Below are 19,691 nucleotides of genomic sequence, written 5' to 3'. Positions count from 1 at the left end.
CCTGGCACAAAGCGGACATATTTACTCGAAGCTAACGGAAGCCTTTTCTTACCCCTATCTGGCTTTATCTGTCGGTGAGGTTGAAGGAAAGCGGTGATCTATAACTTCAGCACACCGCCATATAAAGTCGCCAGGTTTCAGAAAACGCACTCACCGTTACTGACGCGCTTTTCTGTTGTCAGCGGTATGGTCCCGCCTGAACCGTCAGACACACCAAGTACCAGCACCTCTGACTTTTCAGGTCCCATCTTCATGGTACCCAGATTGATGATGCAGATTACCTGTGTTCCCTGCAGTTCTCCGGCTTCATAGTTTGTATACGCTCCGCATGACACCCGGGTTCCCAGCTCGGGTCCAAGGTCAATCGTCATCCGCCACGTGGGCTTGGATGTTTTACTCTCCTCAACTCTGATAATGGTACCGGCACGCATATCGAGAGCCGAAAATGAGTCAAATGAGGCTTTATCTTTCATAATTCTTTCCTTTCTGAGATTTCAAAATTTTCTTTTCGTTGCAGGAACAGACTGAAACGTAACTTTTCGGCCGGAACGGTAATGATCCCAAGACACGCAATTATCAGACCGACGCCTGCCCATCCGTAAGGCGGCAGCCTTTCACCAACGAGCACAACGGCCAGCAGCGCGGCTATAACCGGCTCCAGCAGAGTGATCGTGGTTGCCATACTGGCCGGAATGCGCGCAAGCCCGTAGCCATAGCAGACATAACCCAGAAACATCGGAACCAGCGCCATATAAATACCGACGGCGGCGTTGTTCCATGCCATCAGGAGCGGTGCTCCCGTCATCAGCAGTACAGGCAAAAGCAGAATACCGCCTGCACCAAATGTGACGCCCATCGCGGCCCGGGAAGCCACCCCGGCCTGCATTAACCGTCGCGCTGACCACGAGTAAAAGGCATAGGTGAAGCCGGCTAGCAGGCCCAGAAAAACCCCCGTCGTAGCATGGTCATTTGCGGTACTGTTTTCGCTGCTTTCTGCCAGGCAGAGCAGAACCATGCCCGCAACGCCAACGCCCGCTCCGCACATCCACCGCTTGGTCAGTCGGAGACCGTCAAGGCGGCATTCAATCAGGGCAGATAGGATTGGTGCAGAGCCGATGGTAATAACCGTGCCAACCGTAACACCGGCGTAACGCATTGAGGCATAAAAAGCGAGAGGGTAAACCGCCACCGCCACTGCTCCGGTCAGCAGGAAATGCCAGTTCCGAGTTATCAGAACGCGCTGGCGGATGATGGGAGCTGCAGCGATAAGCCCCTGTAGCAGGCCACCAATACCCATAGCGACCGCCCCTACGGCCAGTGGGCTGAGCCCGGGGGCATAAGTCGCAGCTGTGCCGGTCGTTCCCCAGAGAATAGCTGCGATAAGCACACCCGCCCTGCCGCCAAGGCGTGTTTCCGAAGAAAGCATCAGTACGCCTCCATCATCTGCTCGGCAATGTTGCCGGCCTGCGTCACGCAGTCACTATTACCTTCAAGTCCGGCCCGTGAAATGCTTCCTTCCAGCAGGAAGGCAAAATGTCTTGCCATACTGCGTGCGCTTTCAGCCTTTCCGTTCATCAGCTCAGTCAGATGCGCAGCCAGGATCGCTTCCACTTCCTCTTTGTGCTCCCGAACGGCCTGACGGCCCGGTGCCCCGGCGGGAAGTTCTGCCGCCGCGTTCAGCAGGCCGCAGCCGCGAAAACCGTTCTCATAGGCATATTCAGCATGGTCTTCATAAGCAGAGAAAACGGCCATTACCCGCTCTCTGGGCGTCATGGCAGCTTCCAGCCTGTTTTTATATAAAGAAAGCCATTCTTCATGGCGAACCCTGAGATAGGCCGCCACCAGTTCGTCTTTGGATGCAAAGTTGTTGTACAGGCTTTTTTTAGCAACGCCGGCTCGTTTCACAATGGCATCAATCCCCGTGCCATTAATGCCATGATTGTAAAAAAGGACGCGTGCAGCACTGAGCAATTTTTCGTAGGCGGTTTCAGAACCTGCAGATAAAGATGTCATGATCAGCCTCTTTCGGTCATTTGTAGGTAGACCAGTCTACCTACAAAATAGGCTGAAGCAACAAAAGTCTGCATTTATCACAGGCTTTGTGACCCTAAATAAGCTGGTCTGGCGAACAGAATCCGGTAAATAAGGCAATTATATATGCCGCGTCAGCAGCAAAGTGGCCCCAGCCAGCATTACATATCATCAGGAAGCTAACATCCGGCATGTTTAGATACGCGAATAAATGTCCGCTTCTGGCACAAAGCGGAAATCAGTATTTAAAAAATGAAAACCACAACTTGATGTATAGCGTTTGCTATACGTGATGGTTATGCTATTCTTGTAAAGTAAATGCTATACAGGGGTGTCTCATGAAATCAGATGTTCAACTTAACCTTAGAGCCAAGGAATCGCAGCGGGCGCTTATTGATGCAGCTGCGGAAATCCTTCACAAGTCACGTACAGATTTCATTCTGGAAATGGCCTGTCAGGCTGCCGAGAATGTGATCCTCGACCGCCGTGTATTTAACTTTAACGATGAGCAATATGCGGAGTTCATCGATATGCTTGATGCACCCGTTACAGATGATCCCGTTATCGAGAAACTGCTGGCAAGGAAACCTCAGTGGGACGTGTAACAGCACCAGAACCTCTGTCAGCTTTTCATCAGGTGGCTGAGTTCGTCAGCGGTGAGGCTGTGCTCGATGACTGGTTAAAGCAGAAGGGCCTTAAAAACCAGGCTCTCGGAGCGGCCAGAACGTTTGTAGTGTGTAAGAAAGACACAAAGCAAGTATCCGGTTTTTACTCTCTGGCCACCGGGAGCGTCAACCATACAGAAGCGACAGGCAATCTTCGGCGTAACATGCCAGATCCCATCCCTGTCATCATACTTGCCCGTCTTGCAGTCGATCTCTCTTTTCGCGGAAAAGGGCTTGGCGCTGATTTACTTCATGATGCAGTGCTTCGTTGCTATCGGGTTGCCGAGAATATTGGTGTACGTGCAATTATGGTTCACGCACTCACTGAAGAAGCTAAAAATTTCTACATTCACCATGGTTTCAAACCATCACAAACTCAGCAACGGACATTATTTCTTAAACTCCCTCAATAAACGCGAAGACTATTACGCTCAAACCGATACGAGCGAGAATCGGATGGCGCGTCTAATGTTAATTCAGTAGAAATGCTTCACGAAAGAAGATGACGAACGGTTATTGATGAGACTGTAAGGCGTAAGGAAGGAAGCGGTGGGATGGATAATCCGACTGTGGAAAATGTTATTGAGTTATAGCCATAAACAAAAAAGAGCCCATATATTAAATGGACTCTTTCTCTGATGCCTCGGTTAATCTGTCCAACTTATTGGGGTCAGTACACCCACGAGGCCACCTGTATGCCTAGACAACATCAGGATAGCCTCTTAGATGCCGCAAGGCAAGGAGAAGAAGGCCATGAAACTGCCGCGAAACACCCTGCTCTGGTGCGTATTAATAGTGTGTCTCACACTGCTGATATTCACTTACCTGACACGGAAATCGCTCTGCGAAATCCGGTACAGGGACACGGACAGGGAGGTGGCAGCTTTTATGGCTTACGAATCCGCTAAGTAGCTAACCCCGGCGGGGGGAAACCCCCGCCATTCAGGGGCTGAGACTGTGTGGACATGCCTGAAGCGCCTTTATGAAGGGGTTGCCGGTTTACCGGTAGCCCCTTTTTCCTTCCTGACGCGACCGCACGCCTGAACTTCCGGGAAGGGCTGTTCCCCTGCGGGGAACGGGGGAAGGGGGACGCGCCTTCGGCGCTGCCCCTCTGCTCCCTCCGCCTTGTCCACACTCCAGCCTTTCCTGCCTGATTTTGCTGAAGTCAGAACGCTATGAGTTACCTGCCTGTGCCTGGCTTCAGCCTGGTTTTCCCTGTGTTCTTCATCCCGGGCGTCATATCCGGCGTCCTGCTGGTTAACTTTCTCAGCTGCAGCTCCGTGGCCATAACCCGAAAACAGGGCAGGGCGATGGCCCCCTTCGGCTCCCGGCCAGCGCTGCTGTCCGGTCGTCGAGCCCCACTCCGCCAGGGCGGCCGCTGACGCACCCGCCGGGCTCCGCCGAACCCCTCCGGGTTTCGGGCTGACGCTAGGGTCTGATGGCGAAGGTCAAGGGCTGCGGCTTCTCCGGCCGTGCCGTCCGGAACGCCTTCACCGCGCCGGCTGATGCCGTCGCTTTAATGGCGCCACGCCGTTCCGACGTGTCGGGTGTGTGCATCCTGTTCCCCCGGTGAGGCCATCCCCCGTGCGTCCTCACGCGGAGGGCTGCTTGTAGCACCGTCGGGTCGTCATCCAAGGGGTGAAATGCACTCCGCCAAAACTTTTTGCGTGCCGCAAAAACTTTTGGCTCCACCCCTTTCCTTCCTCCCTTCGCCGTTGCTCCTTTTGCCCTTTGCCGCGAGAGAACTCACCAGGGAGATGGACAACCATCACCACAGGAGAAAACCAGGATGCACACACGAAACGTCAACGTCAAAACCGCCGCTCAAGAATCTTCCAGAAAGATGGGGGGAAAAACCGTGTCGTACACGATCCTCGTCGCTGAGACGAAAAAAAACTCTGAGGAGGAAGCCGACGTTCTGGAGTTCAGCAGCCTTGCTGAGCTGAAGAAACTGCGCAGACGCTGCCCCGAAACGATGTGCTGCACCTATTTCTACGCCCTCAGCAGCGGCGTCGATAAACAGTTCCGCCATATCCATGTGGCTGAAGCTGACCACTTCAAACAGTTCGTGCGCCTGATCGAGCGCGCAGGTATCGACATTTAAATCCGGTTCACCCCGTGCGGCCGCCCCCGCACGGAACCTCATCAGACAGGAGCATGAAAGATGAACGTTAACACCCCGACCGCTGCACCAATGGCCTTTTTCGTTCCGTCTCATAACGCTGTTTATGACCGCGCAACACAGCTGGACGGGCAGTGGGTAACTCAGCGTGAAGCGAAAACGCTGGAATCCCTGCGCCGTCTCTATCCGGACGCGGAGCTGATCCCCGCGACTCAGGTGCAGGAAAAGCAGAATGACGGCTATCGCCGTCCCTGGGTGGAAATCACCGAGGCCCGGTACATCGGCCAGCTGGAAACGTTGCCGCCAGTGGACTGGTGCAGAGGGTATGGCGGGGAGTCGTTCAAGTCGATGGAGTTTACGGGCGGGGATGTGACCGCGATTTTTGTCCGGTACGGCGCGCGCTTCTTTGAGTGCCACGACCTGCACACCCGCCATCACCGGGAGCTGATTGGCGACGTGATCGCCCGTTTCTGTCTCGATGCGCCGCTGAATTCCGCGCATTAAAAAAGCAGGGTTGCCCCTGCTTTCTCAACGCCGTATCTGGCCGACCAAAACGAGATACGGCAATCACAACCAAAGTAAGGAGATTGATCGTGAAATTTGACCCGCAAACTGTCGCACAGGCGAAGGCATTTGTAAATGCCCTCCGCGCCGGAAAACGCGCTCGCGTACCCGCGCTGCGCTTCTCACAGTGGCAGCCGTTCCTGTCCGTGGTAAATGCCGAAACGGGCTACGCCACCGATGCTGACTGTGGTCTGGCTGTCAGCGTCTACCCGGCGCTTGGACTGGCTTAACAGAAGACGGCCGCCTGCGGGCGGCCGGTAAGGAGAAACCATGTCACAACTGAGTTTTGAATCCCTGTTCCTGGCCGACCAGGCTGATCCGCAGCCGCGGGCTTCCGCACCGGCCCGGATGCTGTCGCCAGCTGAGGCGCGTAAAGAATTCGCCAGTGTCTTCCGTCAGATGGCGAAAAATATGCGCCGTTCCGAAGTGTTCCGCGACTTCATCACCCTCGCAGCCAGCGAGCTGGATATGGCCCGTATTCGCTCGCCGGAGAACATCGAAAACAGCCGTCGCATCTGCGAACGGTATAAGCCGGACGATCTGGACGCCATGAAGCAGCTGTTCTGCCTGTTGGTGGAGGGGCTGGCGGGTGACATTCATGATTTCCTCGGCGCTCTGTATATGGAGCAGGAGCTGGGCGCGGACGAAATGGGGCAGTATTTCTCCCCGTCCTGCATCTCCCGCCTGATGGCCGGACTACTCATGCCCGGCGCTCAGGAGACGATAAAGCGTGAGGGGTGGATGACGCTCGATGAGCCTGCCTGTGGTAGCGCCGGAATGGTCATTGCCTTTGCATACTGGATGGCTGAAGCGGGATATAACCCTTCACAACAGCTGTATGCCACCTGCACTGACATCGATCCAAAGGTGGCAGATATGGCCTTTATCCAGCTGGCACTGCTGGGTATACCCGCGAAAGTCGTGACCGGTAATACGCTGACCCTGAAAGCGAACCGAGTGCGTTACACCCCTGTTTATTACTTCAATGACTGGCAGGGCCGTCTGGCATTTCGCAGTCGTCTGGATGCAATGAAAAAATTTCTGGCCACCGTGGCCGCCTGACTGACAGAGCGGCAGGGCAGACCTGCCGCAGGGAGAGAGAAAATGACAAGCAACACACTGAACGCTGTTCCGGCCACCGTGCTGGAGACGATGGCAGAACGCCTGCAAGGCCAGGCTGAACCGATAAAAATCCGCAGCAACGATGATCACGCCGCGCTGGCTGCAGATGTGCTCTGGAAATTTGCCCGTAAAACCGGGCTGAACAGGGAAAGCGAAAGCGTGCAAACTGTCATCACGGATTTTCTGGCAAATCTGCTGCACCTCTGCGAACAGTGCGAGCCGGACGGGGCTGGCATTGAGGGATTTAATGTCCTGCTGAATATGGCCATGATGCACTATGAGCAGGAAAACGGAGGTGACAGCGAAGAACCGATCTGATCGGAAATCCTGGCCCCGGTGCATATCATCGGGGCAACCGCAAAAAACTCTACCCCTCCGGGGTAAACGGGGAGGGCGAAAGCGCCTCCGGCGCTCCTGCCGTTCCCCGTTGCTGTGCTTCACTCCTTCTCTGCGATCATAACCGGCATCCTGCTGGTTAACTTTCTCAGCTGCAGCTCCGTGGCCATAACCCGAAAACAGGGCAGGGCGATGGCCCCCTTCGGCTCCCGGCCAGCGCTTCTGTCCGGTCGTCGAGCCCCACTCCGCCAGGGCGGCTGCTGCGCACCCGCCGGGCTCCGCCGAACCCCTCCGGGTTTCGGGCTGACGCTAGGGTCTGATGGCGAAGGTCAAGGGCTGCGGCTTCTCCGGCCGTGCCGTCCGGAACGCCTTCACCGCGCCGGCTGATGCCGTCGCTTTAATGGCGCCACGCCGTTCCGACGTGTCGGGTGTGTGCATCCTGTTCCCCCGGTGAGGCCATCCCCCGTGCGTCCTCACGCGGAGGGCTGCTTGTAGCACCGTCGGGTCGTCATCCAAGGGGTGAAATGCACTCCGCCAAAACTTTTTGCGTACCGCAAAAACTTTAGTCTCCGCCCCTTTCCTTCCGCCCTTCGCCGTTGCTCCTTTGCCCTTTGCCGCGAGAGAACTCACCAGGGAGATGGACAACCATCACCACAGGAGAAAACCAGGATGCACACACAAAAAGTCAACGTCAAAACCGCCGCTCCCGAATCTTCCAGGAAGATAGGGGGAAAAACACAAACTGAGTCCAGTGGCTTTGTTATGGAAACCATCGGGCAGAGTGAAACAGTCTCAGCGCTTACTTTTGAACAATTCTGGGATCTGTATTCATGGGTCGTCAGCGAATCACAAGCTGATGTGAAGCCTGTTAATTTTGTCGCACCGGCTGACAGTGTCGAACTGATTTATATCGATCCGGAAGTCCCGGATTACTTCTCAGTATGGCTACTGGATGGTTACCCGGTTGCCGCAGCTGCATTGCTGGAAAATTTCTCACGCGTATTACCTTCTTTCGTAAAGATCTTCGCTGGAGACAAATCATGATGCAAACAACGGTGACACATAAAACAACGCTCCTGCGCACTGATGGCTTTGTACGCAATATTCACTCACGTAATCCGTTCGACGTGATTCGTGCTGATGTGGTTCTGGCTCGTATGGAAAAGCGGGCTGGAAAAACATGCGGCGCGTACTACGAAATCTATGATGTCACTTTGCTGGGAATGGCGCTGGACTACCTGGCTAAATTACCTCTTAAAGACCGCCCGGTATTCATGGGAGCAGCGTCGATGCGCGGCTTATTTCTGACGTGGGCTGAGGAAGAACGTGCGAAGGAGGCATACGACGATTTAATGACCGAGATGGCCATTGAGGCGGGTGAGATTTAGCCCCTGATACAGTATTCGGTCCAGCCCTGGTGGCATTCATCAGGGCAACCGCACAAACCTCTTTCCCCTGCGGGGAAACGGGGAGGGCGAAAGCGCCTCCGGCGCTCCTGCCTTTCCCCGTTGCAGTGCTTCCCTTCTCACCTACGATCAGAACCGGCGTCCTGCTGGTTATCTTTCTCAGCTGCAGCTCCGTCATGGCCATAACACGGAAAAAGGGCAGGGCTATGGCCCCCTTCGGCTCCCGGCCAGCGCTGCTGTCCGGTCGTCGAGCCCCACTCCGCCAGGGCGGCTGCTGACGCACCCGCCGGGCTCCGCCGAACCCGCAAGCGGTTTCGGGCTGACGCTAGGGTCTGATGGCGAAGGTCAAAGGCTGCGGCTTCTCCGGCCGTGCCGTCCGGAACGCCTTCACCGCGCCGGCTGATGCCGTCGCTTTAATGGCGCCACGCCGTTCCGACGTGTCGGGTGTGTGCATCCTGTTCCCCCGGTGAGGCCATCCCCCGTGCGTCCTCACGCGGAGGGCTGCTTGTAGCACCGTCGGGTCGTCATCCAAGGGGTGAAATGCACTCCGCCAAAACTTTTTGCGTGCCGCAAAAACTTTCGTCTCCGCCCCTTTCCTTCCTCCCTTCGCCGTTGCTCCTTTTGCCCTTTGCCGCGAGAGAACTCACTAGGGAGATGGCCAGCCATCACCACAGGAGAAAACCAGGATGCACACACGAAACGTCAACGTCAAAACCGCCGCTCAAGAATCTACCGGAAGATGTGATTCAAACCTCACCACGTCCCAGTTCACGGATCTGTTTTGCTGGGTCCTGGCTGCATCGGAAGGGGAGCCACAACCGGCAATTTTTACGCCGCCAGAGAATGCCACTGAGCTGACGTTAATAAATGACGAATGCCCGGATTATATCTCTGTCTGGTTTGTAGATGGTCGCCCGGTGGCAGCTGCAATGCCGCTGGATAATTTTCATCGCGTTATTTCTTCATCTCTAACTAAATAATCAGGAGTAAATAAAAATGGTCAGTTTCGCAAGCCGTTATCGTATGCCTACCTCGATCCGTAAAGACCGTCCGCTGACTAATGATGAATTACAGCGCATCGTTCCCAGCGCGTTCTCATCGGATAAACACGATTCACGCTCTGAACGTTATACGTATATCCCGACCATTAACATTCTTGATCGCTTACGTGATGAAGGTTTTCAGCCATATTATGCCACTCAGTCACGTACACGTGACCAGGATAAACGCGACTTTACAAAGCATATGCTTCGCCTGCGCCGTCATGACCAGATTAACGGAAAAGAAGTACCGGAAATTATTCTGCTGAATAGCCATGATGGTTCAAGCAGCTATAAAATGATCCCCGGTATGTTCCGTCAGGTTTGCAGTAATGGTCTGGTTGCATGGAAGGATTTTGGTGAAATCCGCGTACCCCACAAAGGGGATATTGTCGGGCAGGTTATTGAAGGCGCTTACACGGTGCTGAAAACATTTGACGCGGTTGATGAAAATATTGACCTCATGAAAAGCATTCAGCTCACTTTGCCTGAGCAGCGCCTTTTTGGTGCGACCGCCCTGGAACTTAAGTACGATGGAAAACCAGCGCCGATTACACCGGAGCAAATTATTAACCCTCGCCGCGTGCTCGACAGAGGCCAGGATTTATGGACCACGTTTAACGTGGTGCAGGAAAATGTGATCCGTGGGGGGATTCGTGGCAGAACGGAAAAAGGGAAGATGACCAGAACGCGGGAAGTCACCGGAATAGATGGTGACATCAAATTAAATCAGGTGCTCTGGAAAATGGCCGAGGAGTTTGCAAAACTGAAGGCCTGAAAATTAAGCCGCTCACCAGAGCGGCTTTTTACTGTCCGCTATGTGACGATGCTGTTTCTGCAATTTTAATCTCATGCTCCTTTCCAGCAGCTGGCGCGAGACGTTCAGATAGTAACTTTTTTCTGGCCAGTAATACGCGATATATATTTTTGATGTCCTGTGCATAGGCCTTGCGCTGCGCAATGAGCTTTTTGCTCGGCCCCGTATTATACATCCCCACGCTGTCCCAGTTTTTTCCGTATGACCTGAAGTTGTGCGCCAGTACCCATGCACCCGTATAAACGCAGATACATGGATCATTTAACAGGCGCTCACGGGTAATATTGAAGTTTTTAAGTTTACCGTAATGAGAGCTGTTCACCTGCATCCCGCAGACATCTTCTGTCCCATTCCGGTTTGATCCATTTATCGCATCTGGTACCAGATGGCTCTCTTTAATCGAAATTGACATAAGCAGAAGCGGATCAATTTGATAATCTTTCCCGGCCTGATCAAAGCACATCTGCGGAGCTGCGCCAGCAGAAAGTGAAAGAGTCAGCAAAGCAGCAGGCAGTAACGATATTTTCATGATTTGGCCTTTTAGCTAAATAAACGGGCTCTGGAGAGGCGCTTTAAAAAATACCCCGGCGGATCGTCGTAATCAAGTAAATTCACTACAAACGCGCGTGAGCGCTCTCCTGATGGGATTTAACACCTGTCCGAAATAAACATGTCAGAACAGTAGGCGGTATTAACATGCCGCTCTTTACTAACCCTTTAAAACATCACACCCCACGCAAGACTTCGTCTTGCAGATTTCTCCTTTTATTTCAGTGGGATGTTTGTAAGAAATTTGCGCAATTTTGGAATGTGACCGTGTAATGTCGTACATACCGACACTACGCTATCGTATAATCCTGATACCTGTTAGTGTCGGTATGTCACACATGTATCATACAATTGTAGATATGCTTTAATTACATTGAATTATATATCGCACAGTGTCACACTATCGCACATCATAGTGCTGGATTGTACTACTGTATAGAACAGAAATGCACAGCAGTATCAACCCATTACAGCCTTGCACAGCAATCTGGAAATCCACCAACAGGCCACACATAGTGTCGGTTCCGACACTAACTTAAAACAGGTAAGAAATATGGGAAGAGTCGGCATCTACCTTAAAGATAAAATTGAACGTGAAGTTCGCGATATTGTTCAACAAGACCTGCAGAACGGCGCTAACGCTGGAGAAGCAAACATATCAGCCACCTGCAACGAATTAATCCGGCTTGGACTGCTTGTCTATAAACGCGATGGCGAGGATGGTAATCAATTTGATATCGAAGGATATCGAAGAGACCTCATAAGAAAAACAGCCGGCTCACGCGAAGGCACAGTTCTCATTGCCACCCTAATCGCTGAGATGTATTTAAAAATGACAGGAAAAGACGGCGAAGGCAGCCTTGAAGATACGCTTGATATGATTTTAAGCGGCATAAACACAGCCGAGAACGAAGCAGAAGCAAGGCACTTCATCAACGAAAAAGAATAAATCTGTGAGCCGGACACCCCGGCCCACATCGATCACAGGGACGGTTTTTCATCCCAGGGAAGGTCACTTTTCTCCACCTCCTTTATTTTTTCTTTCAGGAACACCTCGAACTCCATGCAAAGAACTTTAAGCGCCTGTACATCCTCATTCTGGTCAAGCAACCTTTCCGTAAAATAACCCAGCGTATTCATCAGACGGGTGAGCATTTCATCATTCAGACTACGGTTATGCACCTTCGCCATCGCCCTGATTTCATCTGCAAGGTTTTCAGGAATTCGCATGCTATATCCGGTTGTTTTCCCCGGAAGCAAAACTCTTTCACCCTCACGCCACATCCACAATTGCTCCTGCTTGGGCGAGGATTTAATTTCTCCAGCATCATCAAGAGATTCACCATCAAGTAATTGCCCTAGCCACTCTTCAAATCTCACCGCCAGAGCAATGAGCCGTTCACCCCCCGCAGTTTTAATGACAGGTTTGCCGGGCTGATAATTCAGCGACAACAAAAGCCTGGCAATAATTTCCTCATTCACACTTCTGTTGCCAGCTCTGGCACATATTCTCAGCTCCATAAGCAGATTATCCGGCGCACGCAATCGCCACTCCACCGCTTCACCTGGCTGGAACTTGCGTGGACGGCCGCGACCATCCCACATTTTTTCTTTAACTTTCATAGCTATAGATCCCGGAGGCCATTTCTGAACTTTCTGGTCAACAAAGCCTACTCACTTACATATTCGGATAAATCTGAATGATTCCAAAAAGTGTGACATGCATCACAGTTTTTTTTTTTTAGGGTCATGGGACAATTGCGCCCGCGTAAACAAGCACTTACGCGATTCACTTTTGTTTACTTCGGAGAAAACAAACATGTTAACCAAAGGCAGTGCCCTTAACGTCGGTAAGGGATGGGCGGTAGCGTCTTTATTCCGCAAAGCACGCGAAAATCGCAAAGCTAAATTTTACTTAAAGTCAGCAAGCGCTTTTTTAATTGCACTTATGGTCACTCACCCGGCATTCGCATCCGGTACTGACCTTCTTTCCTCACAGAAAGCAACGGTTAATTCCACTTTCGGCTCTGGCTCATCACTGATTACATGGTTCTACATCGCCGAAATCATCATGGGCCTGTTTATTTACATTAAGGCCCGCAACCCACTTGTCTTTGTCGGTATCGTTATGGCAATCATCTTTACCCGCATCGCCTTCAATATCGCGAGCTAAAAGATGAGTGGGGAAGGAGATAAATATAACTTCCCGGAAACAATGAACCAGCAGGTCCGCTATTTAGGCTTACCAATTGACGAATTAATTGTTACCGCACCCCTTCTACTTTTCGGGGTGCTTAACAATCTGTCACTTGAACTTGGTGTAATCGCGGGAATTCTCTGGTTCATAGTCAGATATCTGAAAAAAGGGCAGGGGTCGTACTGGTTACTTAATTTCTGTTACTGGCACCTGCCATCACTTTTATTCAAAGCAACCTTTCGCCAGATACCTGATTCAAGTTTCCGGCACTGGAGGGCATAGTTTTTCATGAAACTGAATATTAAAGGAGAGCGCGATAAACAACTCCGCTATGCGTTTATTGGTCTTTCAGCTTTAACTTTACTCATGGGCGCCGGGAATGTGCTGACAGGGTCACTGGCATGGTATTTCGCCACCACCCAGAAAACCATCACCACGCCGTTAACGTTTAACCGCCCATTCGCATCAGATTCAAAAAGTGTCGATGCCACCGGCCTGACACAGTTCGCCGCTTCCTTTATTTACTGGCGACTCAACGTCACCCCCGAAAACATCGACACCAACCAGAAAATGGTTCTTGGATTCGTCCCTTCCGCCGAACGGGACGTACTCAAGAAATCTCTGGATATTGAAGCTGAACGCATTAAGAAAGCGGGCATCACCACCCAGTTCGACACAAAAGAAATTCGCGTCATGGATGATGACTCCGTGCAGTACAGCGGGGTACTGAAATCCTCCACCACAAACGGCGCAATCATCACGCCACTGAAAGACCAGGAAAAAACCTACCGGCTGAAACTGAGCTATGACAATGGTGTGATTAACCTCCACAGCTTTGAAGAACTCAGGCCGGTATCTCCCACTAACTGACAGGACTGCCCATGAAATTTCGCATTTCACCGGCAGCTGCTGCTGTGTTTCTGGCAGCGGGATTATCTACCAGCGGCCTCCGGGCCGCTTCCGCACCCGCAGCCATTCCGTTTGAGAACGACGCCGCCTTTAACGTCACACTCAGCAACACCAACCCAAGCAAGGTTGTTGTAGACGGGGAACTCATTACCAGCATCAGCGGACCAACCGGTGCGTATGACCAGAGCCAGACCGAGGACGGAGCGCTTATCCTGTCTCCGCTTGTCGGCCAGAACTTCACCCTGTTTATCCAGACTGACCACGGCTCATCGCTGAGCCTGAACGTCAGGCCGCAGCCGGGTAACGGCAAAACACTGCGCTTCACCCCGATGTCACCACCACTTCGTAAGAACGACGATGCGAAGGCATGGGAAGAAGGGCAGACCTATGAAAAAACGCTGGTTGCGCTATCCCGCGCTGTAGTCAATGGTCAGGTGCCGGACGACTACCGGGAATACCCGGTCAGCCGCATTCCGGCTTACACACCCGCCAGTGATGTACGCCTGACGCCTGAACGCCAGTTTGTGGGCAACCACCTGCGGGTTGTTCGCTTCCGGATGAGCAACCCTGGCAGCATCACCCGCAGCCTCCGCGAGCGCGATTTCTGGCGTAAGGGCGTCCGGGCCGTAATGCTGTCACAGAATCAGCTCTACGCTGGCGGCGAAGGCTATGCCTGGATTGTGTTTTCAGATGACGGAGACGCCCGCCCATGACCATAAGCCTGAATGAAAACCTGAAAACCCGCCGCAAGCAACTGGCCATCCTGGCCGCTGTCATCATTGGCGGCGCAGCTGCAGCAGGCGGCGTAATGTGGTACGGGCAATACCAGCAAAAACAAAAGCAACCCGCACCGGTTGCAACACCAAACCTGACCGGCGTTGTGACCGCGACGTTTAACGAACAGGTCAACGATGCAGCGCTGGCGCAGCAGCAGGCAAAGACCTCCGCCCTTGAGCAAAGCCTTGCCACGCTTACTCAGCAGTTCGCGCAGAACAAGCTCAACACCGAACAAAAGCTGGCCGAAAAGGACGCTGAAATTCAGCGCCTGAGCGACCAGCTTACGAAAGCCCCCGGCAGCAACCAGACCACTGGCCAGCAGACACCACCCGCTGGACAGAACGGAACACCACTCCCCGGTCCTGTTGCTGCCGGCCAGGCCCGACCACCCGAATACACCGTAACCCCTTCAGGCACACCGGCCGCCACTGGTGTGAATATGGGGCAGGGCGCAGCGTTCTACCCGGGCGGCTCCGGCCAGCGTATGACAGGCGGTCTGTCGACAACAAAGTTCAGCTACGACAGCCTGAAGAAAAAGCCAACTAAATTACCCTGGATTCCTTCCGGCTCATTCTCTGATGCTGTTCTGATTGAGGGGGCTGACGCGAACGCCAGCGTCACCGGTCAGCAGAATACCAGTCCTGTAACCATCCGCCTGCAGGGCAACATTCAGATGCCCAACAACAAGGAGTTCAACGCTGACGGCTGCTTTATTGTGGGTGAGATGTGGGGCGATATCTCCAGCGAACGCGGAAACGTCCGCACCCAGTCCATCAGCTGCATCCTGAAAAACGGCAAGCACGTGGACATGGAGTTTCAGGGACATGTCAGCTTCCAGGGTAAAGGCGGCATTCGCGGCAAGCCCGTTATGCGAAACGGCATGATTGTCGGCTACGCCGGTGCAGCAGGCCTCCTGTCAGGTTTTGGTGGCGGAGGTACTCAATTTCCTGATGCATGGCACTATCGGGGTGGGGAAGTCGACGCTAATACGCTGGTTACTCGACTACATCCGCAAACGTGGTGACCGGGCCATCATCTACGACTCCGGCTGTACCTTTACCGAAACCCATTACAACCCGTCCACCGATTTCATCCTGAATGCCCACGACGAACGCTGTGCCAACTGGCAGATGTGGGGTGAGTGTATTGATGCAGTCGATTATGACAACCTGGCTGCCAGCCTCATTCCGGTGGAAGGGGAGTCCGATCCATTCTGGGTTTCAAGTTCACGGACCATCTGCGCTGACCTCGCTATACGTATGTCGGTTGACCTGACCGCGCAGCTGGCCGGTATTGCCGGCGCGAACGGTCGTGACGTGCAGGTGCTGGCCAGCTCTGCCGAGCGCGCCATTTCGCTGGCAAAATCCGACGATTTGCGTGAACGGATTATCAGCCGGCAGCATGTTCTGAGCGGTGATTTCCACCTTAAACCCCAGAGCACGCTGATTATCGAAGGGGCAGAGCGTCTGGGGCTAAAGGAGACGCTGGTTCTGCTGGGCGAAGCGCGCGCGCAGGACGCACAGCTGGTCTTTCTCGACAGTGCCGGACGGCAGGCGAACGGTAACGCCATGTCCGTTCTGGAGTCCGCGGGAGTTGCTCGCTCCCGCCGCACGGAGCCTGCGCCCGGGCTTGAGGCCGAAGTGGTCAGTATTCCGAACAAACGCGACCGTTACGAGGCACTGGCCAACCGGTTTGCAGAGCTGAGCGGAGGAACTGATAACGTCACCGCCGTCGTGGTCGGCAAACGTGAACAGGCGCAGCTGACGGGCCTGGTACGTGAGGCGCTGCAGAACGCAGGGCAGCTGGGGCGTGACGGCGTGGAGATAGAGGCCCGGCAGCCGGTGTGGCTCGACAGCAAAACGCGCCGCATGCCAGGTTCGTACCGTCCCGGCATGGTGCTTGAAGATCGCACGGACGCAAAAGAGCGTAAGTCCTATGTGATTGACCGGGTGCATGAGGACACGCGAGTCCTCTCGCTCATCGATGGGGATGGTGTGCTGACCCGGATGAAAATCGGTGATATCAGCGCTGACTGGCGTCTCTTCAGCCGTGAAACCCTCAGCGTGGCCACCGGCGAAAAACTGCTGTCCGTGGCGGGCGACCGCGAGCACAGCCTGAAGGCCAAAGATCGTCTTGAGGTGACCGGGATAAGTGAAAAGGGGATTGAGGTTAAACGGGGGGAAGACACACTGACGCTGCCAAAAGACCAGCCGCTCTATCTGTCACATGCTTACGTGACCGCGCCGGGCGGACGGGATAACGACACCGGCGTAGTGCTGGCCGCGCTCAACAGCCGCGACATATCGACCCAGACCATGAACTCGCTGGCACAGAGTGGCCACCGGGCGGAAGTGTTCACCGCCGAAGTGCAGGACCGGGCTGAAGCCCGGCTGCAGCGCATGAAGACCAATGCCTCTCCCGTGCAGCTGGTCAGAAACCTGAGCGGTCACCAGGACGTCAGTCAGGCGGTTGATTCACTGCATCACAGCGTCCGGACGGACGCGGGTCTGGCCGTGTGGCGTGCCATTAACGACCAGCGCACCGTGGTGATCAGCGAGCTTAAGCTGGCGACGGAAGCGCAGAAATATCATCCCGACCTCGAAGCCATCGGGAATGAAATTGGCGCGATGATTAAAAATGGCGAGCTGTTGTCCGTATCCGCAGGGGGAGAGCCGGTACTGGTGTCCCGGTCCACCTGGGAGATGGAGAAAGCCATTCTGCGCGTGGTGGAGGAAGGGAAAGGTACGCAGCAGCCGTTGCTGGAACAGGTACCGGAGGCCGTGCTGAACGGACTCACCGATGGCCAGAAAAAGTCGACCACCCTGGTGCTGGGTACCACGGATCAGTTTATCGGGATTCAGGGCTATGCCGGCGTGGGGAAAACCACGCAGCTGAAGGCGGTGATATCTGCACTGGAGACCCTACCGGTGGACGTTCGTCCGGTGATGACGGGGCTTGCTCCTACGCACCAGGCGGTGAAAGAAATGAGCGACGTCGGTGTGCGGGCGCAGACCATCAAATCCTTTGTCGTTGAGCATGACCAGGCGACGGCCGCAGGCGGGAAACCTGACTATAAAGGACAGGTGTTTCTTATCGATGAATCATCAATGGCAGGCAACCAGGATACGGCGGCATTGTTCCAGGCCATTGCCAGCGGCGGCGGACGTGCAGTCTCGATGGGGGATATCGACCAGTTTGAAGCGGTCGACGTGGGCGCGCCGTTTAAGCTGATGCAGGAGCGAAGCCCGATGGATGTGGCCATCATGAAGGAAATCGTCCGTCAGAAAGACATGCAGTTGCGCGGCGCCGTTCACGACATCATCGATAACCGGATCGATGCGGCCTTGCAGCGCATTGAAACCCAGCCGGCTGACCGTGTGGCGCGTAGCGCTTCAGCCGCGCTCCCGGAAAGTGCGATTCAGGAAACGGAGACGCCTGTTAACGACATCGTGGCGGACTGGAAGGACCGGACGCCGGAGGCGCGGTCCCGTACGCTCATCATTGCGCAGCTGAACGCCGACCGTAAAGCGATAAATGCCGGCATTCATGCCGCGCTTGCAGCGCGGGGAGAACTGGGGGAGAAGGCCATCAAGGTGCCTGTACTCGATAAAATCACCCATACGCGCCATGAGTTCAACAAAACAGAGGCCTGGGAAGCAGGGATGGTGGTTAAACGCGGTGACCGCTACCAGGATGTGGTGGCTGTTGACCGTAACGGCAGAACGGTGACGGTACGTGATGAGGAAGGGAAGATTGCTCTGATTTCACCGAAGGAGCTGATCACCGGTGACGTGCAGCTGTTTCGCCGCAGCGAGATGGAAGTCCGTTCCGGCGATCTGCTTAAGTTCACGGCGACCGATCGCGAACAGGGGCAGATGGCCAACCAGCGCTATACGGTGGAGTCGGTCAGCGAGGAGGGGAATATCCGTCTGAAAGGGGAGAACGGTCGCGTCACCATCAATCCGGAGAAGGTCCGGGCGCAGCAGCATATCGACTACGGCTGGGCCGTCACCGGCTACGGTGCACAGGGGGCCAGTAGCGATTATGTCATTGCGCTTGAGGGCACGAAAGACGGGCGTAAGGCACTGGCTTCCCGTCGTGCCTTCTACATTTCAACTTCCCGCGTCAAGGAGCACGTCCAGATTTACACCGACAAGAAAGCTGACTGGGTTAAGGCGATAAAAACACCGGAGCGTGATATCAAAACGGCGCACGATGCGCTGGCACCGGAAACGCAGCGCAAACAGGCGAAAGCCATCTGGGCAATGGGGCAGCCGGTGAATAAAACGGCCATCGGACGCGCCTGGGTGCGCCATCAGGGCATGCAGGAGGCGTCACTGACGGCAAAAATCATCCCGGCCACCCGGCGCTTTCCTGAACCGGCGCTGGCGCTGCCGGTGTATGACAACAATGGCAGGAGTGCGGGCCTGGCCCTGGTTTCCCTGGTTTCCAGCCCGGAAGGACGGATGACTCAGGGGGAGACACGAATGGTCATGACAGAGCGTGCCCGTGGCGCCGTGCTGCAGCGGAGTCAGTCCGGAAACACGATTGTGGCCAGCGACCTGACGGCTGCACTCGATGCAGTACGAAATCATCCAAAGGACGGCGTGGTCTGGCAGACCGGTGATGAACCGCCTTCAGCATGGCTGCTTAAGGTAAGCGGTGGGACAAAACAGGATGTGTCACCGGGTATTGTCTCCACGCTGACGGACGAACAGAACGTACAGCAGCTGCGCGAGCAAATGCTGGCAGACCAGGTTCGCAATGAAGAAGCCGGACGGAGCAAGCAGCCGGAGTCGTTGCTGGCGGAAGTTCCACAGGAAGAGGTGATCAGACTGAAACCGGAAGACATTAACCCGCGTAAACCGGAACCACTCAACCCGGATGCGGATGTGATCGCCAGGGTAAGAGGTGAGGAAAACACCGATGGACAGGAAATGAAAGCCGCTGCAGGCGTCAGAAGCGAGCTGGAAGGTGCTGACAAGACCGCCGGTGAACAGTCGCGGGCATCGCGTGTGATTGCAGATCTGGCAAACGCTGAACGCGACATGCTCAGGGCGGCAGAAAATATTGAACGCGGCCGCATGCCGGAGCGTGAAGAACAGACCCTCACCCGAACCATTCAGAAAGAACGTTAATCCCCCTTTTAATCATGA

23 protein-coding genes and 3 pseudogenes are annotated in these 19,691 nt (G+C 54.4%); 21 read left to right on the top strand and 5 right to left on the bottom strand.

Translation table 11 applies throughout. The annotated features are described in order from the left end of the window. Window positions 1-137: 137 nt before the first annotated feature. The 3 genes from OTG14_RS22695 to OTG14_RS22685 are packed head-to-tail and all read right to left on the bottom strand — an operon-like array spanning window position 138 to window position 2,013. Window positions 138-473, bottom strand: a complete 336-nt coding sequence (locus OTG14_RS22695; RefSeq protein WP_119916884.1) for a protein secretion chaperonin CsaA — start codon at window positions 471-473, stop codon at window positions 138-140. After that, window positions 470-1,426: a DMT family transporter gene (locus tag OTG14_RS22690; RefSeq protein WP_126488721.1), complete on the bottom strand. Its 957-nt coding sequence runs from the start codon at window positions 1,424-1,426 to the stop codon at window positions 470-472. The genes OTG14_RS22695 and OTG14_RS22690 overlap by 4 nt, the downstream gene beginning before the upstream one ends. Beyond that, window positions 1,426-2,013: a TetR/AcrR family transcriptional regulator gene (locus tag OTG14_RS22685; protein ID WP_119916886.1), complete on the bottom strand. Its 588-nt coding sequence runs from the start codon at window positions 2,011-2,013 to the stop codon at window positions 1,426-1,428. The genes OTG14_RS22690 and OTG14_RS22685 overlap by 1 nt, the downstream gene beginning before the upstream one ends. 356 nt (window positions 2,014-2,369) lie before the next feature. Between OTG14_RS22685 and OTG14_RS22680 the strand changes: the two genes are divergently transcribed. The 14 genes and pseudogenes from OTG14_RS22680 (at window position 2,370) to OTG14_RS22615 (ending at window position 10,064) form a co-directional block, all read left to right on the top strand. Beyond that, on the top strand, window positions 2,370-2,636 hold the full coding sequence (locus OTG14_RS22680) for a type II toxin-antitoxin system TacA family antitoxin (protein ID WP_039025113.1): 267 nt from the start codon (window positions 2,370-2,372) through the stop codon (window positions 2,634-2,636). Next, the gene (locus tag OTG14_RS22675) at window positions 2,624-3,109 is read left to right on the top strand and encodes a GNAT family N-acetyltransferase (RefSeq protein ID WP_039025114.1); all 486 of its coding nucleotides are present in this window, start codon (window positions 2,624-2,626) and stop codon (window positions 3,107-3,109) included. The genes OTG14_RS22680 and OTG14_RS22675 overlap by 13 nt, the downstream gene beginning before the upstream one ends. Before the next feature lie 225 nt (window positions 3,110-3,334). Next, window positions 3,335-3,541: pseudogene (locus tag OTG14_RS22670) on the top strand (DUF5431 family protein); the annotation flags it as partial. Beyond that, window positions 3,489-3,608 carry a type I toxin-antitoxin system Hok family toxin gene (locus tag OTG14_RS22665; RefSeq protein ID WP_223230179.1) on the top strand — a complete coding sequence of 40 codons (120 nt, stop codon included), beginning with the start codon at window positions 3,489-3,491 and terminating at the stop codon, window positions 3,606-3,608. The pseudogene OTG14_RS22670 and the gene OTG14_RS22665, both read left to right, overlap by 53 nt. Window positions 3,609-3,871: 263 nt before the next feature. Then, on the top strand, window positions 3,872-4,078 hold the full coding sequence (locus tag OTG14_RS22660; RefSeq protein WP_267215787.1) for a hypothetical protein: 207 nt from the start codon (window positions 3,872-3,874) through the stop codon (window positions 4,076-4,078). Between the two features lie 407 nt (window positions 4,079-4,485). Further along, entirely contained in the window at window positions 4,486-4,800 is a 315-nt protein-coding gene (locus OTG14_RS22655) for a hypothetical protein (RefSeq protein ID WP_119917276.1), read from the top strand. Between the two features lie 60 nt (window positions 4,801-4,860). Continuing rightward, entirely contained in the window at window positions 4,861-5,322 is a 462-nt protein-coding gene (locus tag OTG14_RS22650; protein ID WP_233003802.1) for a DUF1419 domain-containing protein, read from the top strand. Between the two features lie 89 nt (window positions 5,323-5,411). After that, complete coding sequence (locus tag OTG14_RS22645; RefSeq protein WP_013087182.1) at window positions 5,412-5,612, top strand: hypothetical protein; 201 nt, start codon at window positions 5,412-5,414, stop codon at window positions 5,610-5,612. A 40-nt stretch (window positions 5,613-5,652) separates the two neighbouring features. Then, complete coding sequence (locus tag OTG14_RS22640) at window positions 5,653-6,444, top strand: N-6 DNA methylase (protein WP_267215786.1); 792 nt, start codon at window positions 5,653-5,655, stop codon at window positions 6,442-6,444. Window positions 6,445-6,486: 42 nt separating this feature from the next. Continuing rightward, window positions 6,487-6,822 carry a hypothetical protein gene (locus OTG14_RS22635; RefSeq protein ID WP_119917275.1) on the top strand — a complete coding sequence of 112 codons (336 nt, stop codon included), beginning with the start codon at window positions 6,487-6,489 and terminating at the stop codon, window positions 6,820-6,822. 687 nt (window positions 6,823-7,509) lie between these two features. Beyond that, complete coding sequence (locus OTG14_RS22630; protein WP_119917277.1) at window positions 7,510-7,884, top strand: hypothetical protein; 375 nt, start codon at window positions 7,510-7,512, stop codon at window positions 7,882-7,884. Further along, entirely contained in the window at window positions 7,884-8,228 is a 345-nt protein-coding gene (locus OTG14_RS22625) for a hypothetical protein (RefSeq protein WP_370447151.1), read from the top strand. The genes OTG14_RS22630 and OTG14_RS22625 overlap by 1 nt, the downstream gene beginning before the upstream one ends. A 704-nt stretch (window positions 8,229-8,932) precedes the next feature. Continuing rightward, the gene (locus OTG14_RS22620; RefSeq protein ID WP_119916887.1) at window positions 8,933-9,226 is read left to right on the top strand and encodes a hypothetical protein; all 294 of its coding nucleotides are present in this window, start codon (window positions 8,933-8,935) and stop codon (window positions 9,224-9,226) included. A 16-nt stretch (window positions 9,227-9,242) separates the two neighbouring features. Beyond that, complete coding sequence (locus OTG14_RS22615; protein ID WP_015572081.1) at window positions 9,243-10,064, top strand: DUF932 domain-containing protein; 822 nt, start codon at window positions 9,243-9,245, stop codon at window positions 10,062-10,064. Window positions 10,065-10,092: 28 nt separating this feature from the next. On the opposite strand, the gene OTG14_RS22610 is transcribed toward OTG14_RS22615, so the two are convergent. Then, window positions 10,093-10,632 carry a lytic transglycosylase domain-containing protein gene (locus OTG14_RS22610; RefSeq protein ID WP_119916796.1) on the bottom strand — a complete coding sequence of 180 codons (540 nt, stop codon included), beginning with the start codon at window positions 10,630-10,632 and terminating at the stop codon, window positions 10,093-10,095. Between the two features lie 573 nt (window positions 10,633-11,205). Between OTG14_RS22610 and OTG14_RS22605 the strand changes: the two genes are divergently transcribed. Continuing rightward, window positions 11,206-11,601 carry a relaxosome protein TraM gene (locus tag OTG14_RS22605; protein WP_193807514.1) on the top strand — a complete coding sequence of 132 codons (396 nt, stop codon included), beginning with the start codon at window positions 11,206-11,208 and terminating at the stop codon, window positions 11,599-11,601. 32 nt (window positions 11,602-11,633) lie between these two features. Here the strand turns inward: OTG14_RS22605 and OTG14_RS22600 are convergent, their stop codons facing one another. After that, a complete protein-coding gene (locus tag OTG14_RS22600; RefSeq protein WP_193807516.1) occupies window positions 11,634-12,275 on the bottom strand; it encodes an Arc family DNA-binding protein in 642 nt (213 codons plus the stop codon). Between the two features lie 196 nt (window positions 12,276-12,471). Here OTG14_RS22600 and OTG14_RS22595 point away from each other — a divergent pair, with 196 nt between their 5' ends. The 6 genes and pseudogenes from OTG14_RS22595 to OTG14_RS22570 all read left to right on the top strand — a co-directional run. Beyond that, entirely contained in the window at window positions 12,472-12,825 is a 354-nt protein-coding gene (locus OTG14_RS22595) for a type IV conjugative transfer system pilin TraA (protein ID WP_047650753.1), read from the top strand. A gap of 3 nt (window positions 12,826-12,828) precedes the next feature. Beyond that, window positions 12,829-13,131, top strand: coding sequence for a type IV conjugative transfer system protein TraL (gene traL / locus OTG14_RS22590; protein WP_193807518.1), 303 nt, complete (start codon window positions 12,829-12,831; stop codon window positions 13,129-13,131). Window positions 13,132-13,137: 6 nt separating this feature from the next. Then, entirely contained in the window at window positions 13,138-13,719 is a 582-nt protein-coding gene (locus tag OTG14_RS22585; protein WP_267215785.1) for a TraE/TraK family type IV conjugative transfer system protein, read from the top strand. 11 nt (window positions 13,720-13,730) lie between these two features. Further along, complete coding sequence (gene traK / locus OTG14_RS22580) at window positions 13,731-14,471, top strand: type-F conjugative transfer system secretin TraK (RefSeq protein WP_267215784.1); 741 nt, start codon at window positions 13,731-13,733, stop codon at window positions 14,469-14,471. Window positions 14,472-14,473: 2 nt separating this feature from the next. Continuing rightward, window positions 14,474-15,469 (top strand): annotated as a pseudogene (locus OTG14_RS22575) (TrbI/VirB10 family protein); the annotation flags it as partial. Further along, window positions 15,465-19,673 (top strand): annotated as a pseudogene (locus OTG14_RS22570) (conjugative transfer relaxase/helicase TraI domain-containing protein); the annotation flags it as partial. The pseudogenes OTG14_RS22575 and OTG14_RS22570, both read left to right, overlap by 5 nt. Between the last annotated feature and the right edge of the window lie 18 nt (window positions 19,674-19,691).

This window comes from Enterobacter pseudoroggenkampii (assembly GCF_026420145.1).
Lineage (GTDB): Bacteria > Pseudomonadota > Gammaproteobacteria > Enterobacterales > Enterobacteriaceae > Enterobacter > Enterobacter pseudoroggenkampii.
Note: the sequence above shows the minus strand (reverse complement) of the source record. Positions and strands in the feature narration are given on the sequence as shown.

Coding starts and splice junctions, on each gene's coding strand:
- OTG14_RS22695 (WP_119916884.1), bottom strand. CDS start 473: ATGAAAGATAAAGCCTCATTTGACTCATTTTCGGCTCTCGATATGCGT.
- OTG14_RS22690 (WP_126488721.1), bottom strand. CDS start 1,426: ATGCTTTCTTCGGAAACACGCCTTGGCGGCAGGGCGGGTGTGCTTATC.
- OTG14_RS22685 (WP_119916886.1), bottom strand. CDS start 2,013: ATGACATCTTTATCTGCAGGTTCTGAAACCGCCTACGAAAAATTGCTC.
- OTG14_RS22680 (WP_039025113.1), top strand. CDS start 2,370: ATGAAATCAGATGTTCAACTTAACCTTAGAGCCAAGGAATCGCAGCGG.
- OTG14_RS22660 (WP_267215787.1), top strand. CDS start 3,872: ATGAGTTACCTGCCTGTGCCTGGCTTCAGCCTGGTTTTCCCTGTGTTC.
- OTG14_RS22655 (WP_119917276.1), top strand. CDS start 4,486: ATGCACACACGAAACGTCAACGTCAAAACCGCCGCTCAAGAATCTTCC.
- OTG14_RS22650 (WP_233003802.1), top strand. CDS start 4,861: ATGAACGTTAACACCCCGACCGCTGCACCAATGGCCTTTTTCGTTCCG.
- OTG14_RS22640 (WP_267215786.1), top strand. CDS start 5,653: ATGTCACAACTGAGTTTTGAATCCCTGTTCCTGGCCGACCAGGCTGAT.
- OTG14_RS22635 (WP_119917275.1), top strand. CDS start 6,487: ATGACAAGCAACACACTGAACGCTGTTCCGGCCACCGTGCTGGAGACG.
- OTG14_RS22630 (WP_119917277.1), top strand. CDS start 7,510: ATGCACACACAAAAAGTCAACGTCAAAACCGCCGCTCCCGAATCTTCC.
- OTG14_RS22625 (WP_370447151.1), top strand. CDS start 7,884: ATGCAAACAACGGTGACACATAAAACAACGCTCCTGCGCACTGATGGC.
- OTG14_RS22620 (WP_119916887.1), top strand. CDS start 8,933: ATGCACACACGAAACGTCAACGTCAAAACCGCCGCTCAAGAATCTACC.
- OTG14_RS22615 (WP_015572081.1), top strand. CDS start 9,243: ATGGTCAGTTTCGCAAGCCGTTATCGTATGCCTACCTCGATCCGTAAA.
- OTG14_RS22610 (WP_119916796.1), bottom strand. CDS start 10,632: ATGAAAATATCGTTACTGCCTGCTGCTTTGCTGACTCTTTCACTTTCT.
- OTG14_RS22605 (WP_193807514.1), top strand. CDS start 11,206: ATGGGAAGAGTCGGCATCTACCTTAAAGATAAAATTGAACGTGAAGTT.
- OTG14_RS22600 (WP_193807516.1), bottom strand. CDS start 12,275: ATGAAAGTTAAAGAAAAAATGTGGGATGGTCGCGGCCGTCCACGCAAG.
- OTG14_RS22595 (WP_047650753.1), top strand. CDS start 12,472: ATGTTAACCAAAGGCAGTGCCCTTAACGTCGGTAAGGGATGGGCGGTA.
- traL (WP_193807518.1), top strand. CDS start 12,829: ATGAGTGGGGAAGGAGATAAATATAACTTCCCGGAAACAATGAACCAG.
- OTG14_RS22585 (WP_267215785.1), top strand. CDS start 13,138: ATGAAACTGAATATTAAAGGAGAGCGCGATAAACAACTCCGCTATGCG.
- traK (WP_267215784.1), top strand. CDS start 13,731: ATGAAATTTCGCATTTCACCGGCAGCTGCTGCTGTGTTTCTGGCAGCG.